The organism is Pseudomonas sp. NFR16 (assembly GCF_900108875.1).
In the GTDB taxonomy this organism is placed as follows: Bacteria; Pseudomonadota; Gammaproteobacteria; order Pseudomonadales; family Pseudomonadaceae; genus Aquipseudomonas.
Genome location: NZ_FNYJ01000001.1, coordinates 396,351 through 410,335, shown reverse-complemented (window position 1 = coordinate 410,335; position 13,985 = coordinate 396,351). Strand labels below are relative to the sequence as shown.

The following is a 13,985-nucleotide window of genomic DNA, read 5'->3' as shown; positions in this document are numbered from 1 at the left end:
ATGGATGCCAGACTGAACAACCGCCATCGCGAGCAAGCTCACGCCTACAGAAATGGGATATACATTCAGCCCTTCTTCTGCGCAAACAGCGCATCGAGCTTCTGCTCGAACGCGTGATAGTCGATGCGCTCATACAGCTCCATGCGGGTTTGCATGGTGTCGACGACATTCTTCTGGGTGCCGTCGCGACGGATCGCGTTGTAGACGTTTTCCGCGGCCTTGTTCATGGCCCGAAAAGCCGACAGCGGATAGAGCACCAGGGCCACTTCAGCCGATTTCAGCTCGTCGGTGGTGAACAGCGGCGTCGAACCGAATTCGGTGATGTTCGCCAGAATCGGCGCCTTGACCCGTGAGGCGAACAGTTTGTACATCTCAAGCTCGGTGATGGCTTCGGGGAAGACCATGTCGGCGCCCGCTTCGATGCATGCCGCAGCACGGTCCAGCGCCGACTCCAGCCCTTCAACGGCCAGCGCATCGGTACGCGCCATGATCACGAAGCTGTCGTCGGTGCGCGCATCCACGGCAGCCTTGATGCGATCGACCATCTCTTGCTGCGACACGATTTCCTTGCCGGGACGATGTCCGCAGCGCTTGGCGCCGACCTGATCCTCGATATGCATCGCCGCCGCGCCGAATTTGATCATCGATTTCACCGTGCGCGCGACGTTGAACGCCGACGCTCCGAAACCGGTGTCTACGTCTACCAGCAGCGGCAGATCACAGACGTCGGTGATCCGGCGCACATCGGTCAGCACGTCATCAAGCCCAGTGATCCCCAGGTCCGGCAACCCCAGCGAACCTGCAGCGACCCCGCCGCCAGACAGATAAATCGCCTTGAAGCCCGCGCGTTGGGCAAGCAGCGCATGATTGGCGTTGATCGCCCCGACCACTTGCAGCGGATGCTCGCTGGCGACGGCGTCACGGAAGCGTTGGCCGGGAGTCGTTCTTGAAGTCATTGTTCACCTCGGGCAGTAGCCGCTTGATAGTGCTGTTCGATGTTGCGTTTGGAGGCGCCGATATGGCGGCGCATCAACAGTTCAGCCAGCTCGCCGTCACGCTCGGCGATGGCGTCGAGAATGCGATGGTGTTCGGTGAATGCCTGTCGTGGACGATTGGGCGTCGTCGAGAACTGGATGCGGTACATCCGCACCAGCTGATACAGCTCGCCGCACAGCATCTGCGTCAGGGTGCTGTTGCGTGCGCCCTGAATGATCCGGTAATGGAAATCGAAATCCCCTTCCTGCTGGTAATAGCCGACACCGGCCTGAAACGCGCTGTCGCGTTCGTGGGTCTCCAGCACCCGGCGCAGCTCGTCGACCTCCTCGGCGGTCATGCGCTGCGCAGCGAGTCGGCACGCCATGCCTTCGAGGGATTCGCGAATTTCGTACAGCTCCACCAGTTCGGCATGGCTCAACGAAACAACACGTGCGCCGACATGGGGAACACGCACCAGCAGGCGCTGCCCTTCCAGGCGGTGAATCGCTTCGCGCAATGGCCCGCGACTGATGCCGTAAGTGCGCGCCAGCTCAGGCTCTGAAATCTTGCTGCCCGGCGCAATGTCGCCCCTGACGATGGCCGCCTGAATGCGCCGGAAGACATTCTCCGACAGCGTTTCGGTGTCCAGCGAAGACTCCGTGACGACCTCGAGCGCATCTGACATTGTCGACACCTTTTGAATGAATGGCGCCAAAGCTAGCGAAGACGCACCCTATCGTCAAAGTGATTTTATAGATTGTCGACAATCGTCTAATAACCACAGCGCATGTCGTCCCTTCCTACCCATCTCGTCCGCAAGCCCCTTCACTGGCGCCATGAAACCATCATGCTAGAATGCCGACCGCACCGCCTGCCATTGCACGCAGCACGCGACGTCAATGCAGGCCGCGGCCCTGAGCCCAACCAGAACCCCGAGCCGACGTCCAATCTGCTCCTCGTTTACCTTCATCGTGCCAGGACCTATGAGCCGTCACCCTCTTCTCTTCCTTTTATGCCTGTATTTGCCGGGTCTTAGCCTTGGCGCAGACAAGACCGTCTATGGCCTGAACGAGTACGCCGAGCTGGCCGACATCGACCTGCAAGTGGCCGCCAAACTGGACACCGGGGCAAAAACCGCCTCCCTCAGCGCCCGCGACATCAAGCGCTTCAAGCGCAACGGGGAATCGTGGGTGCGTTTTTACCTGGCCATCGACGACGCTCACGAGCACCCCATCGAGCGACCACTGGCGCGGGTCAGCAAGATCAAGCGCCGCGCCGGCGACATCGACCCCGATGACGAGAAGAAGTACACCTCAAGGCCGGTCATCAGCCTGGATGTGTGCATGGGCGCTGCTTTACGAAACATAGAAGTGAACTTGACCGACCGAAGTGCATTCCAATATCCGCTTTTGATTGGCGCCGACGCCCTCAGGCACTTCAATGCACTGGTCGACCCAAGCCTGAAATACGCAGCCGGCAAGCCTGCCTGCGTCACTGATGCTCAAACCGCAGAGTAACGACATGCGCTCTCTTACCCTCCATCTGAAAATCCTGATCGCGACCCTCGTGACACTGGGCATTGCGATCACGGCCTATCAGATATTGGTGCTCGGCATCCCGGTGACCGAAGACGAAACCGACGACCTCTGGAACATCGACGCCAAAGTCGAGTTCATCGCCAATCCCAAAGACTCCGTGAAAATCCAGATGTACGTGCCGCCGCTGTCGCGCGACTACATCAGCCTCAATGAGAGCTTCATCTCCAATAATTACGGCGTGAACGTCAACCGCGCCGACGGCAACCGCAAGGTCACCTGGTCGGCCCGACGCGCCACCGGCAACCAGACGCTTTACTATCGCCTGGTGCTGACCAAGCGCTACAGCGGCGAAAAAGCCAAGGTCAAAGGGCCGATCTTTCGCGACAGCATCGCCGTCGAAGGGCCTGAGAAGATTGCCGCCGACGCCCTGCTCGCGCCGATCCGCCAGCATTCGGCCGACGTCGAAACCTTCGTCAGCGAAGCCATCAAGCGTGTCAACAATCTGAGCGACGACAACGTCAAGCTGCTGCTGGCAGGCGACACGTCGGTGCAGAACAAGGCACGCATCACCGAAATCCTGCTGTCCATCGCCCATGTGCCGGTCGAGAAAGTCCACACAATCCGTCTGGTGGCAGACCAGCCGCAGACCCCGGAACTCTGGCTGCGCAGTTTCAATGGCAAGGACTGGCTGTATTTCAATCCTGAAACCGGCGAGGCCGGCCTGCCTCAGGACCGCCTGCTGTGGTGGATCGGCGACGATAACCTGATCACGGTGGAAGGCGGCAAGAAAGCCACGGTGAATTTCAGCCTGAACAACAGCGAAATGAACGCCATCCGGCTGGCCAAGCTGACCGACGAAAGCACTGACGCCGACTTCCTCGAATACTCGCTTTACGGCCTGCCCCTGCAGACTCAGCAGACCTTCATGATCATGGTCATGATCCCCATCGGCGTGCTGGTCATCCTGATTCTGCGCAACCTCATCGGCCTGCAGACACTGGGCACCTTCACACCGGTGCTGATCGCCCTGGCGTTCCGCGAAACCCAGCTGGGTTTCGGCATCGTCCTCTTCACGATCATCACCGCGCTGGGCCTTTCGCTGCGTTCGTATCTGGAGCACCTGAAGCTGCAGATGCTGCCCAGATTGTCGGTGGTGCTGACCTTCGTCGTCGTGCTGATCGCGGCCATCAGCCTGTTCAGCCACAAGCTGGGGCTCGAGCGCGGCCTGTCGGTGGCGCTGTTCCCGATGGTGATTCTGACCATGACCATCGAACGCCTGTCGATCACCTGGGAAGAGCGCGGCGGCGGCCACGCGATGAAAGTCGCCATCGGCACCCTGTTCGCAGCGTCCCTGGCCCACATCATCATGAGCGTGCCGGAGTTCATCTATTTCGTCTTCACCTTCCCGGCCGTCCTGCTGATCCTGGTGGGCTTCATGCTGGCGATGGGGCGTTATCGCGGCTATCGACTGACCGAGTTGATCCGCTTCAAGGCCTTTCTCAAGGAAGACGCCGAACGGGAAAACGTCAGATGATCGGTTGGTGGAAAACCTGGAAGGCACTGGAAGCCAAAGGGATCATGGGCATCAACCGGCGCAATGCCGACTACGTGCTCAAGTACAACAAGCGCAGCCTCTACCCCATCGTCGATGACAAGATCATCACCAAGGAGCGGGCGATCGCTGCGGGCATTCACGTGCCCGAGATGTACGGCATCATTTCCACCGAAAAGGAAATCGACAAGCTCGACGAGATCATCGGTGGCCGCAGCGACTTCGTGATCAAGCCGGCAAAAGGCGCTGGCGGCGACGGCATTCTGGTCATTGCCGACCGCTTCGAAGAGCGCTTTCGTACGGTGTCCGGGCGCATCATCAGTCACGATGAAATCGAGCATCAGATCTCCAGCATTCTCACCGGTCTGTACTCACTGGGGGGACACCGCGACAGGGCGCTGATCGAATACCGGGTCACCCCCGACCAGATCTTCAAAAGCATCAGCTACGAAGGCGTTCCGGACATTCGCGTCATCGTGCTGATGGGCTACCCGGTCATGGCCATGTTGCGCCTGCCCACCCGCCAGTCCGGCGGCAAGGCCAACCTGCACCAGGGCGCCATCGGTGTGGGCGTCGATCTGGCGACAGGGCTGACCCTGCGGGGTACCTGGCTGAACAACATCATCAGCAAGCACCCCGACACCACCAATGCGGTGGACGGCGTGCAACTGCCCAACTGGGACGGTTTCATGAAGCTTGCGGCGGAGTGCTACGAGCTGTGCGGTCTGGGCTACATCGGGGTGGACATGGTGCTCGATCAGGAGCGCGGCCCCTTGATTCTCGAACTGAATGCCCGCCCGGGGCTGAACATTCAGATCGCCAACGACTGCGGATTGACGCACCGTACCGTCGCTGTCGAGCAACGCCTGGAGCAACTGGCGGCTGAAGGTCGTCATGAAAGCCCAGAGCAACGCGTGAAGTTCGTTCAGGATCTGTTCGGGCACGTCTGAGGACAGTGCCCGGCAGGCGCCCTTTGCCTGCCGGGCGCCGACAAGCCCCTAGGACTGCAACCGCCGCGGGACTACAATCGCCCTCCGCGCACCACGACTGATCTGCCACACATGCAAACCTGTTCCCTACACCCGATCACTTATCAGGTCGATCCGACCGGTTATTTTGCGTTGATCCGGCACGCTCCCGGCGCCGTCCTGCTCGACAGCGGGCGCCCCGAGGCCGATCGCGGGCGCTTCGATATCCTCAGTGCCTGGCCGCTGGAGACGTTCGTGCCCACTGACGGTGAGAACGGTGACGCCTTTCTCCAGCGCCTGCGAAGCGCACTGGCAGGCTTGGGAGACGCGGCGTTGCCAGACTCCAGCCCGCTGCCGTTCGCAGGTGGCCTGATCGGCTATCTCGCCTATGATTTTGGCCGTTTGCTCGAACCACTTCCGTCGCTCGCCAGCGATGACCTGCATCTGCCAGGCGCCCGGCTCGGTCTTTACCCGTGGGCGCTGATAAGCGATCACCAGACGCGCACCAGCCAGTTGGTCTTCCATCCGGCTCTCGATGCCGCCGAGCGCCAGCGACTGATCGGCCTGTTTACCGGCCCTGCAGCTGAACACGATGCTTCATTCAAGCTGAGCGCCCCGTTTGCGGCCGATATCGACGCCGATCAGTATCGTCGTGCCATCGAGCGCATTCACGCCTACATTCAGGCGGGCGACTGTTATCAGGTGAATTTCGCGCAACGCTTTCGGGCCGCGTACCAGGGCGATCCCTGGTCGGCCTACGGCGCCCTGCGCAAGGCCTGCCCGACGCCATTCGCCGGTTACCTCGGGTTGCCGGGGGGTAATGCCGTGCTGAGCCTGTCGCCCGAACGCTTCGTCAGGGTCAGCCATCGTCAGGTCGAAACGCGCCCCATCAAGGGCACGCGGCCACGGGGCCGGGACGCCGCCGAAGATGCCGCTTACGCGCAAGAGCTGCTGCGCAGCCCGAAAGACCGTGCGGAAAACCTGATGATCGTCGACCTGCTGCGCAACGATCTGGGCCGCAGCTGCCGCATTGGCTCGGTGAAAGTACCGGAGTTGTTCAGCCTGGAAACCTATCCCAACGTGCACCATCTGGTCAGCGCCGTAACGGGCGAACTGGCCGATGCCCACGACGCGCTGGACCTGATCGCAGGCAGCTTTCCGGGAGGCTCGATCACCGGCGCGCCGAAGATCCGGTCAATGCAGATCATCGATGAACTGGAGCCCACCCGCCGCGCGCTGTACTGCGGCTCACTGCTGTACCTGGACGTGCGCGGCGAGATGGACAGTTCGATCGCCATCCGCAGCCTGCTGGCTCAAGACGGTCAGATCGCCTGCTGGGGTGGCGGCGGCATCGTGGCCGACTCGCAGTGGGAAGCCGAATACCAGGAATCCATGACCAAGGTCCGGGTGCTGCTGAAGACGCTGGAAGCCCTGTAACCGATTGGCCAGGTGCTGCGAACTGCAGCGCCTCGATCCACCCTTTCTGTTTACTGAAGCCCTTCTGAAGGGGACGCCAGAATCGTCAAAGCCGCCGCCTTGACGTCTGGCATCCTCATTTCTCATTCTAAAAATATGCTTAAACGGACTTGGACGTCCTGACTTTCCTGCATATAGGATCCTCCCAATATTCATTTATTGAATAATCATCAACCCTCGTCATGACCTTGACGAGACTTTGGGATGGATTCTTTATGTGGCGAAACGTCCTGGTCCGGTTGGGCAGCAGCCTGCTGGTGCTCTGGTTGAGCGTGAGCGCCGCCTTCGTGGCGCTCCACTCTTTGCCCGGCAAGATTGCCGACATCCTCGCTGGCGACAATGAATACCCCGGCTTGCGCGAGGCCATCGCGGCTGAATGGGGGCTCGACAAGTCCCTGCCCGAGCAATATCTGGATTTCATCGCGCGCCTGTTGCACGGGGACCTGGGCACGTCTTACGTCATGCGTCAGTCGGTCAGCAGTGTGCTGCACTCGCAACTCTGGCCGACGGTGCAGCTGGCGGTGGCCGCCGGGGTCATCGCGACGCTGTTCGCGGTCGGCGTGGCGCTGCTGACGGCCGGACGCAGCGCTGTGGGCAGACGAGTCGCTTCGCTGCTGGAGCTCGTGCTCACCTCCACCCCGGTGTTCTGGATCGGCATTCTGCTGCTGATGGCGTTCTCCTTCCACTGGCGATTCTTTCCAGTCTCTGGAGCCAATGGCTTCAATGCGCTGGTACTCCCGGCGATCACGCTGGCGCTGCCCACCGCCGGCATTCTCGCGCAGGTGCTGCGAGAGGCCATGGAAAAAGCACTGGAGCAGCCGTTCGTCACGACAGTTCGAGCACGGGGCCTGAGCGAAACCCAAGTGCGCACCGGTCATGTATTACGCCATGCATTGCTACCCATCGTCACCCTCGGCGGCTGGTTGATCGGCGGTCTGCTGGGCGGCGCCGTGATCACCGAAAAGGTCTTTGGCCGCCCGGGACTTGGGACCATCACGCTCAACGCGATCACCAGCCAGGACGTGCCGGTGGTGCTGGCCGTGGTGCTGCTGGCCGCGTTCATTTATGTGGTGATTTCGACCCTGCTGGACGTCGCCTACCTGTTCATTGACCCGAGGCTGAGAACCCAATGACCCTGCCTTCCTCAACGCTGGCCGCTGCTGCCGATGCGGTGCTCGACAGTCGTGTCGCCGCGCGCCACTTCAACCGCCCTCCCTTGGCCATCACCGTGAGTTGCCTGTTCCTGTTGGTTCTGGCGGTAGTGCTGGCGTTGCCCTTCTGGATCACTCATTACGATCCGTTGGCCGGCGATGTCAGCGTCGGCCTGCAAGCACCGAGTACGACTCACTGGTTCGGGACCGATCGGCTGGGCCGGGACGTTTTCGCCCGCGTGGTCTACGGCGCGCGCTATTCCCTGTTGATCGGACTGTCGGGAATGCTCATCAGCCTCGTCATCGGCACCCTGCTGGGCCTGGTGGCGGGCATGAAAAATCGCTGGCTGGACGAGGTTGCCTCGCGCCTGTTCGATGTGCTTTCGGCGTTTCCGAGCGTTCTGCTGGCGCTGTTGGTGATTGCGCTGATCGGCCCGGGACTGATGAACGTTGCGGTGGCGATCGGCATCGCCGGCATTCCTAAATTCGGCCGGCTGGTGCGCAGCCAGACCCTGCTGGTGCGCGAGGCGGATTACGTGCGTCACGCCGTGCTCTACGGGCGTTCCCGCCTGCAGACGTTCGTCACCCATTTGCTGCCCAACGTGCTGATGGCGATTCCTATTGTGGCGACCATCGACATCGGCAGTTCGATCATGGCGGTGTCAGGCCTGAGCTTTCTGGGGTTGGGCCCGCAGCCGCCGACTCCGGAATGGGGCGTGATGCTCGCCGAGGGCCGGGATGTGCTGCGCGTGGCCTGGTGGCCGAGCGTGTTTCCCGGTCTTGCCATCACCCTGACCGTGATCAGCTTTACCGTGCTGGGCAGCTACTGCCAGCGCCGCTTCGAAGGGAGGCAGCCAGCATGAGCGCACGAGTGGAGAGTGAACCGGGCGCTCCTCTGGTCGACGTCGAGGATCTGCGCATCAGCTTCGCCGATGTCAATCACGGCGCGCCGCTGGTACGCGGCCTGAACCTGCGGATTCATCCGGGCGAATGCGTGGCCCTGGTCGGCGAGTCCGGCTCCGGCAAAAGCCTCACGGCGCGCAGTTTGCTGGGGTTGGCGGGCGAACATGCCCAGGTTCAGGCCAGGCGCCTGCAGATCGACGGCCGTGACGCCTTGCGTTTCAACCTTCAGGACTGGCGACAGCTTCGGGGCCGCTTTGCCGGCCTCGTCATGCAGGACGCGCTGGTGTCGCTTGACCCGCTGCGTACCATCGGGCAGGAAACCGGCGAAGTGCTGCGCACCCATCGGATGCTGAATGACGCAGCGCGCGGGCAGCAGGTGCTCAATACCTTGCGCCAGGTCGGAATTCCCGATCCGCAGTGGCGCAGCACTCAGTTCGCCCATCAATTGTCCGGTGGCCTGCGTCAGCGGGCCTTGATTGCGGCCGCCATCGCCGCCGGTCCACGGCTGATCATCGCGGATGAACCCACCACGGCGCTGGACGTCAGCGTGCAACGGCAGGTGATCGCCGTGCTGGCCGAGCGTGTCGCTCAGGGGGCCGGGCTGCTGATCATCAGTCACGACCTCAACCTGGTGGCGCAGATCGCCGATCGGGTGCACATGATGCACAACGGCGAAGTGGTGGATTCCGGCAGCGTGCAGCAGGTGCTGACACAACCGCGCCATGCTTATACCCGTCAGTTGCTGGCCGCCAGTCCTGGCGCAGCGTCTCGTGGTACCCGCCTGAGTTCGGCACGGGTGCGACCCGGAGCCCGGGAGCAGGGTCCGCTGGTGATCGAGCGCGATCCGCTGCCGCCGCGCCTGCCCGCCGAGCCCCGGGAAGTGCTGCGGGTGGAGGGCGTCGGCAAGTCCTATCGACGTCGCGGCTTCGGCCGGCAGGGTCAGGCGTTTACTGCGCTGCACAGCGCATCGTTCACGCTGAACGCGGGCGAAGTGCTGGGCATCGTCGGCGAGTCAGGCTCAGGGAAAACCACGTGCGCCAACATCGTCCTCGGCCTGCTGGCGCCCGACAGCGGCAGCGTGCATCTGCTCGGTCAACGCTGGAGTCACGTGCCGGAAGCGCAACGCCGGCCTCTGCGCCGGCAGATGCAATACATTCCGCAGGACCCGCTGAGCTCGTTCGATCCGCGCTACACCGTGGCGCAGATCATCGCCGAAAACCTGCTGCCCGGCGGCGAGCACCGCCAGCAGGCCAGCGCATTGCTGACACAGGTCGGGCTCAATGCCGACTTCCTCGATCGTCACCCACGCTCCTTGTCGGGCGGCCAACGGCAGCGCATTGCAATCGCCCGCGCCCTGGCCGCCGAACCTGCGCTGATCATCTGTGACGAACCGGTTTCCGCGCTCGACGTGTACGTGCAGGCACAAGTGCTGGACCTGATTGGCGAACTGCAGGCCAGCCGCGGCATTGCTCTGCTGTTCATTTCCCATGATCTGGATGTGATTCGCCACATCTGCGACCGGGTCCTGGTGTTTCATCAGGGCCAACTGGTGGAGCAAGGCCCGGTCGGCCCGCTGTTCGAAGCACCCACTCACCCCTACACCCGGCAACTACTGAGCGCGCACCCCGCCGCTTGATAAGGACACCATGAAAGCTCACCGTTCCCTGCTCTGCCTGGCCATCGTGGCCGCCCCGCTGCTGTGCGCCTGCGACAACAACGCCTCACCGCCGGCCTCGGCCGCCAGCAACGGCGCCAGCCAGAAGCCGACGCTGCAACCGCGCATTGGCGGCGAGGTGACGTTCGGCGTGACCACCGAACCCGCCTGCTTCGACCCTCACAACTCTTCTCAGCAAAACGCCTTTCTGGTGATTCGCAATTACGTCGACTCACTGATCGGCAAACAGGCGGACGGCAGCTTCGCCCCGTGGCTCGCGAAAAGCTGGAGCGTTTCGCCCGATGGCCGCGAGTACACCTTCATCCTGCGCGATGACGTGACCTTCACCGACGGAACACCGTTCGACGGCGCCGCGGTCAAGGCCAACCTGGACTACACCAAAGATCCGGCGCACACCGCCAACGCCGCGGCCTTTCTGGAGTATTACGATCGCACCGAAGTGATCGATCCGCATCAGGTGCGCATCGTATTGAGCAAGCCTGACTCGGCCATGCTCGAATCATTGTCCAGCGTCAAACTGGGCTTTCTGTCGCCCAAGACCCTCGCGGCCGGAGGCGATCTCTGCCAGGGCGGCCCGAACCTGGTCGGCACCGGGCCATTCATCTTCAATCAGTACAACCGCGGCCAGTCAGCCCGGTTCGTGAAAAACCCCGATTACCACTGGCCGCCGGCGTATGCCGCGCATCAAGGACCGGCGTACCTGGACGCCGTCACGTATCGCTTCCTGCCCGAGTACGCCGTACGAGCCGGAGCATTGAGTTCGGGGCAAGTGGACCTCATCGAAGGCGTGCAGCCCACCGATCGTGCGCTCTTCGAGCACGCCGAGGGCTTCCAGTTCCTGACCGGTCCGTCGGCGGAAACCTCATTCACGCTCAACCTCAATTACCGCCAGGCGCCCACCGATGACATCCGGGTGCGCCGCGCCCTGCGTGACGGCTTCGATCTGGCGGCCATCGTCAACAACATTTACTTGGGCACCGTGCCGCGCGCGTGGTCGAACATCGGCCCGGACAACACCGGTTACAACAACGCTCTGGTCAACACCTGGGGCAACGACGTCCCCGGTGCCAACAAGCTGCTCGACGAAGCCGGCTGGACCGGCCGCGACGCTGAAGGCTATCGCACCCGCGACGGCCAGCGCTTGCGCGTCGAGGTGGGCTATCCGCAGACCTACGTGCGTGACAACCGTGACCTGCTGATCCAGCAGATACAGGCGGCCGTGCGCAAGAATCTGGGGCTGGACCTGGATCTGCGCCTGATCAGTACCGGCGAATGGGTCAAGTCCACGGCTGACGGTTCGTGGCACATCTACCCCAACACCCTCAACCCATCCGACACGGCGCTGTCGCTGCGTGATGTGCTTGGCGCCACCGGTTTTCTGTACCGCAGCGTGGCTCAGCCCGATGAACAGATCACCGGGCTGATCAATCAGGCGCGCGCCACCTCGGACCTCAAGCAGCGTCAACCGATACTGGATCAGATCCAGCAGCGCGCCGTCGATCAGGCGTTTCTCATTCCGCTGTTCGCGCCCAACTATCAACTGGCGGCGCGAGACACGTTGCATGGTCTGAGTTTCGAAGTGCAACTGGATGCACCGTCGAACTTGTATGACGTCTGGAGCGAGGACATTAAAAAATAGCTGAGTGACGCAGGAACGGGGGCTGCCGTGCAGTCACCCGTTCCGTGTGCATGGGCAGATTACGCAGCGGCCAGGCACGCTTTCTCGGCGTGGCGAACAGCGGGCGAACGCAGGTTTCAGGCAAAGGGCGGAAGGTTTTTGTTACCATCTGCGCCATTACGAGCGCTTAAGCGCCGCCCATGATTAGGAAGCCGCCTGATGAGCCACCCTTTCGACGTCGACGACATTGCCGCGACCTACGCCAACAAGTCCGCGCAGGACATTCTCAAATTCGCCTTCCAGCACTTCGGTGATGAGCTGTGGATCTCCTTTAGCGGCGCCGAAGACGTCGTGCTGGTGGACATGGCCTGGAAGCTCAACAAGAACGTCAAAGTCTTCAGCCTGGACACCGGACGTCTCCATCCGGAGACCTACCGGTTCATCGATCAGGTCCGCGAGCAGTACAACATTGCCATCGACATCGTCTCCCCGGATCGGGAAAAGCTCGAGCCGTTCGTCAAGGAAAAGGGCCTGTTCAGTTTCTACCGGGACGGCCATGGCGAATGCTGCGGCGTGCGCAAGATCGAACCGCTGCGTCGCAAGCTCGGCAGCGTCAAGGCCTGGGCGACAGGTCAGCGCCGCGACCAGAGCCCGAGCACCCGTAACAACGTCGCAGCGGTGGAGATCGACAGCGCCTTTTCGACGCCCGAGCGCACCCTGTATAAATTCAATCCACTGGCACAGATGAGCAGTGCAGACGTGTGGAACTACATCCGCATGCTGGAGTTGCCTTACAACAGCCTCCACGAGCGCGGCTTCATCAGCATCGGCTGTGAGCCCTGCACCCGCCCGGTTTTGCCGAATCAGCACGAGCGCGAAGGTCGCTGGTGGTGGGAAGAAGCCACGCAGAAGGAATGCGGGCTGCACGCCGGGAACCTGATTACGAAGTCCTGATTCGACACAGACCTGATACAGAAGCGCGCTGGCCCGCGATTGCGCTGCAACGGTCACATTCAGGTGACTGACAGTCAGCGATCGCGGGCCAGCGCGCTCATGCAGGTTTTGCGTCTGCCGGCTGTCAATGCTCCGGCAGCACGACCCCTTCGAACAGCTCTTCGAGTTCCTGCTTGTTGTGGCACTGGATGGCCTTGGCCATGACCTCACGGGTCAGGTGCGGGGCGAATTTCTCGATGAAATCGCACATGAACCCGCGCAGGAACGTGCCACGACGGAAGCCGATCTTGGTGATGCTGGCCTCGAACAGCTCGCTGGCGTCGAGGACGACCAGGTCGCTGTCGAGTTTGGGGTCAACGGCCATTTTCGCGACGATACCCACACCCAGCCCCAGTCGAACGTAGGTCTTGATGACGTCGGCGTCGGCAGCGGTGAACACCACTTTCGGCGTCAGGCCGCGATGGCTGAACGCTTCGTCGAGCTTGGAGCGACCGGTGAAACCGAACACGTAGGTCACGATCGGGTATTCGGCGAGGATTTCCAGCGTCAGCTTCGGCACCTTGGTCAGCGGATGTCCCTGAGGCACGACCACACAGCGGTTCCACGTGTAGCACGGCATCATGACCAGATCGCCAAACAACTCCAGCGCTTCGGTCGCGATGGCGAAATCCACCGTGCCGTCTGCGGCCATTTCGGCAATCTGCATGGGCGAGCCCTGGTGCATGTGGAGCGCCACATCGGGGTATTGCTTGATGAAATTGCTGATCACCGGCGGCAGCGCGTAGCGTGCCTGAGTGTGCGTCGTGGCGATGGACAGCGTGCCCTTCTTCTCGTTGGAGAATTCTTGCGCAATCTGCTTGATGCTTTCGACTTTGCGCAGGATTTCCCCTGCGGTGGTGATGATCCGTTCCCCGGCTGGCGTCACACGCGTGAGGTGCTTGCCGCTGCGGGCGAAAACCTCGACACCCAGCTCGTCTTCGAGCAACCGGATCTGCTTGCTGATACCTGGCTGCGAGGTATACAGGCTCTGCGCCGTGGCTGAAACGTTGAGGTCGTGGTGCGCCACTTCCCAGATGTAGCGCAATTGTTGAAGCTTCATATGTATCCCTCAAAGCCGGAAGACGCCACGGGCATCAGCAACGGTATATAACTGGATTAATGGTCAGGAAGACAAA

The 13,985-nt window shown here is 61.9% G+C and carries 12 protein-coding genes; 9 read left to right on the top strand and 3 right to left on the bottom strand.

Annotated features, from left to right (window positions below; translation table 11 throughout):
• Positions 1-65: 65 nt before the first annotated feature.
• Entirely contained in the window at positions 66-956 is an 891-nt protein-coding gene (gene prpB, locus BMZ10_RS01990) for a methylisocitrate lyase (protein ID WP_093458378.1), read from the bottom strand.
• Positions 953-1,660 (bottom strand): GntR family transcriptional regulator, encoded by a 708-nt coding sequence (locus tag BMZ10_RS01985; protein ID WP_093458377.1) that lies wholly within the window; start codon positions 1,658-1,660, stop codon positions 953-955. Before BMZ10_RS01985 ends, prpB begins: the two co-directional genes overlap by 4 nt.
• Positions 1,661-1,958: 298 nt before the next feature.
• Here BMZ10_RS01985 and BMZ10_RS01980 point away from each other — a divergent pair, with 298 nt between their 5' ends.
• The 9 genes from BMZ10_RS01980 (at position 1,959) to BMZ10_RS01940 (ending at position 12,810) form a co-directional block, all read left to right on the top strand.
• Entirely contained in the window at positions 1,959-2,492 is a 534-nt protein-coding gene (locus tag BMZ10_RS01980) for a retropepsin-like aspartic peptidase RloA (protein WP_093458376.1), read from the top strand.
• Between the two features lie 4 nt (positions 2,493-2,496).
• Positions 2,497-4,047 (top strand): osmotic stress tolerance membrane protein RloB, encoded by a 1,551-nt coding sequence (locus BMZ10_RS01975; protein ID WP_093459891.1) that lies wholly within the window; start codon positions 2,497-2,499, stop codon positions 4,045-4,047.
• Complete coding sequence (locus BMZ10_RS01970) at positions 4,047-5,015, top strand: alpha-L-glutamate ligase-like protein (RefSeq protein ID WP_177182068.1); 969 nt, start codon at positions 4,047-4,049, stop codon at positions 5,013-5,015. The genes BMZ10_RS01975 and BMZ10_RS01970 overlap by 1 nt, the downstream gene beginning before the upstream one ends.
• A 111-nt stretch (positions 5,016-5,126) precedes the next feature.
• Positions 5,127-6,470 carry an aminodeoxychorismate synthase component I gene (gene pabB / locus BMZ10_RS01965; protein ID WP_093458374.1) on the top strand — a complete coding sequence of 448 codons (1,344 nt, stop codon included), beginning with the start codon at positions 5,127-5,129 and terminating at the stop codon, positions 6,468-6,470.
• A 254-nt stretch (positions 6,471-6,724) separates the two neighbouring features.
• The gene (locus tag BMZ10_RS01960; RefSeq protein ID WP_093458373.1) at positions 6,725-7,642 is read left to right on the top strand and encodes an ABC transporter permease; all 918 of its coding nucleotides are present in this window, start codon (positions 6,725-6,727) and stop codon (positions 7,640-7,642) included.
• Positions 7,639-8,523 (top strand): ABC transporter permease, encoded by an 885-nt coding sequence (locus BMZ10_RS01955; protein WP_093458372.1) that lies wholly within the window; start codon positions 7,639-7,641, stop codon positions 8,521-8,523. Before BMZ10_RS01960 ends, BMZ10_RS01955 begins: the two co-directional genes overlap by 4 nt.
• Entirely contained in the window at positions 8,520-10,199 is a 1,680-nt protein-coding gene (gene nikE, locus BMZ10_RS01950; RefSeq protein WP_093458371.1) for a nickel ABC transporter ATP-binding protein NikE, read from the top strand. The genes BMZ10_RS01955 and nikE overlap by 4 nt, the downstream gene beginning before the upstream one ends.
• Before the next feature lie 10 nt (positions 10,200-10,209).
• Complete coding sequence (locus BMZ10_RS01945) at positions 10,210-11,877, top strand: ABC transporter substrate-binding protein (RefSeq protein ID WP_093458370.1); 1,668 nt, start codon at positions 10,210-10,212, stop codon at positions 11,875-11,877.
• A 198-nt stretch (positions 11,878-12,075) separates the two neighbouring features.
• On the top strand, positions 12,076-12,810 hold the full coding sequence (locus tag BMZ10_RS01940) for a phosphoadenylyl-sulfate reductase (RefSeq protein ID WP_093458369.1): 735 nt from the start codon (positions 12,076-12,078) through the stop codon (positions 12,808-12,810).
• A 124-nt stretch (positions 12,811-12,934) separates the two neighbouring features.
• On the opposite strand, the gene cysB is transcribed toward BMZ10_RS01940, so the two are convergent.
• Positions 12,935-13,909, bottom strand: a complete 975-nt coding sequence (gene cysB, locus BMZ10_RS01935) for an HTH-type transcriptional regulator CysB (RefSeq protein ID WP_093458368.1) — start codon at positions 13,907-13,909, stop codon at positions 12,935-12,937.
• Positions 13,910-13,985: the final 76 nt, after the last annotated feature.

Bases quoted from the DNA above. Each gene is read 5' to 3' on its own strand.
- BMZ10_RS01945 (WP_093458370.1), top strand. From the start codon at position 10,210: ATGAAAGCTCACCGTTCCCTGCTCTGCCTGGCCATCGTGGCCGCCCCG.
- BMZ10_RS01980 (WP_093458376.1), top strand. From the start codon at position 1,959: ATGAGCCGTCACCCTCTTCTCTTCCTTTTATGCCTGTATTTGCCGGGT.
- cysB (WP_093458368.1), bottom strand. From the start codon at position 13,909: ATGAAGCTTCAACAATTGCGCTACATCTGGGAAGTGGCGCACCACGAC.
- BMZ10_RS01955 (WP_093458372.1), top strand. From the start codon at position 7,639: ATGACCCTGCCTTCCTCAACGCTGGCCGCTGCTGCCGATGCGGTGCTC.
- BMZ10_RS01960 (WP_093458373.1), top strand. From the start codon at position 6,725: ATGTGGCGAAACGTCCTGGTCCGGTTGGGCAGCAGCCTGCTGGTGCTC.
- BMZ10_RS01975 (WP_093459891.1), top strand. From the start codon at position 2,497: ATGCGCTCTCTTACCCTCCATCTGAAAATCCTGATCGCGACCCTCGTG.
- BMZ10_RS01940 (WP_093458369.1), top strand. From the start codon at position 12,076: ATGAGCCACCCTTTCGACGTCGACGACATTGCCGCGACCTACGCCAAC.
- prpB (WP_093458378.1), bottom strand. From the start codon at position 956: ATGACTTCAAGAACGACTCCCGGCCAACGCTTCCGTGACGCCGTCGCC.
- BMZ10_RS01985 (WP_093458377.1), bottom strand. From the start codon at position 1,660: ATGTCAGATGCGCTCGAGGTCGTCACGGAGTCTTCGCTGGACACCGAA.
- nikE (WP_093458371.1), top strand. From the start codon at position 8,520: ATGAGCGCACGAGTGGAGAGTGAACCGGGCGCTCCTCTGGTCGACGTC.
- pabB (WP_093458374.1), top strand. From the start codon at position 5,127: ATGCAAACCTGTTCCCTACACCCGATCACTTATCAGGTCGATCCGACC.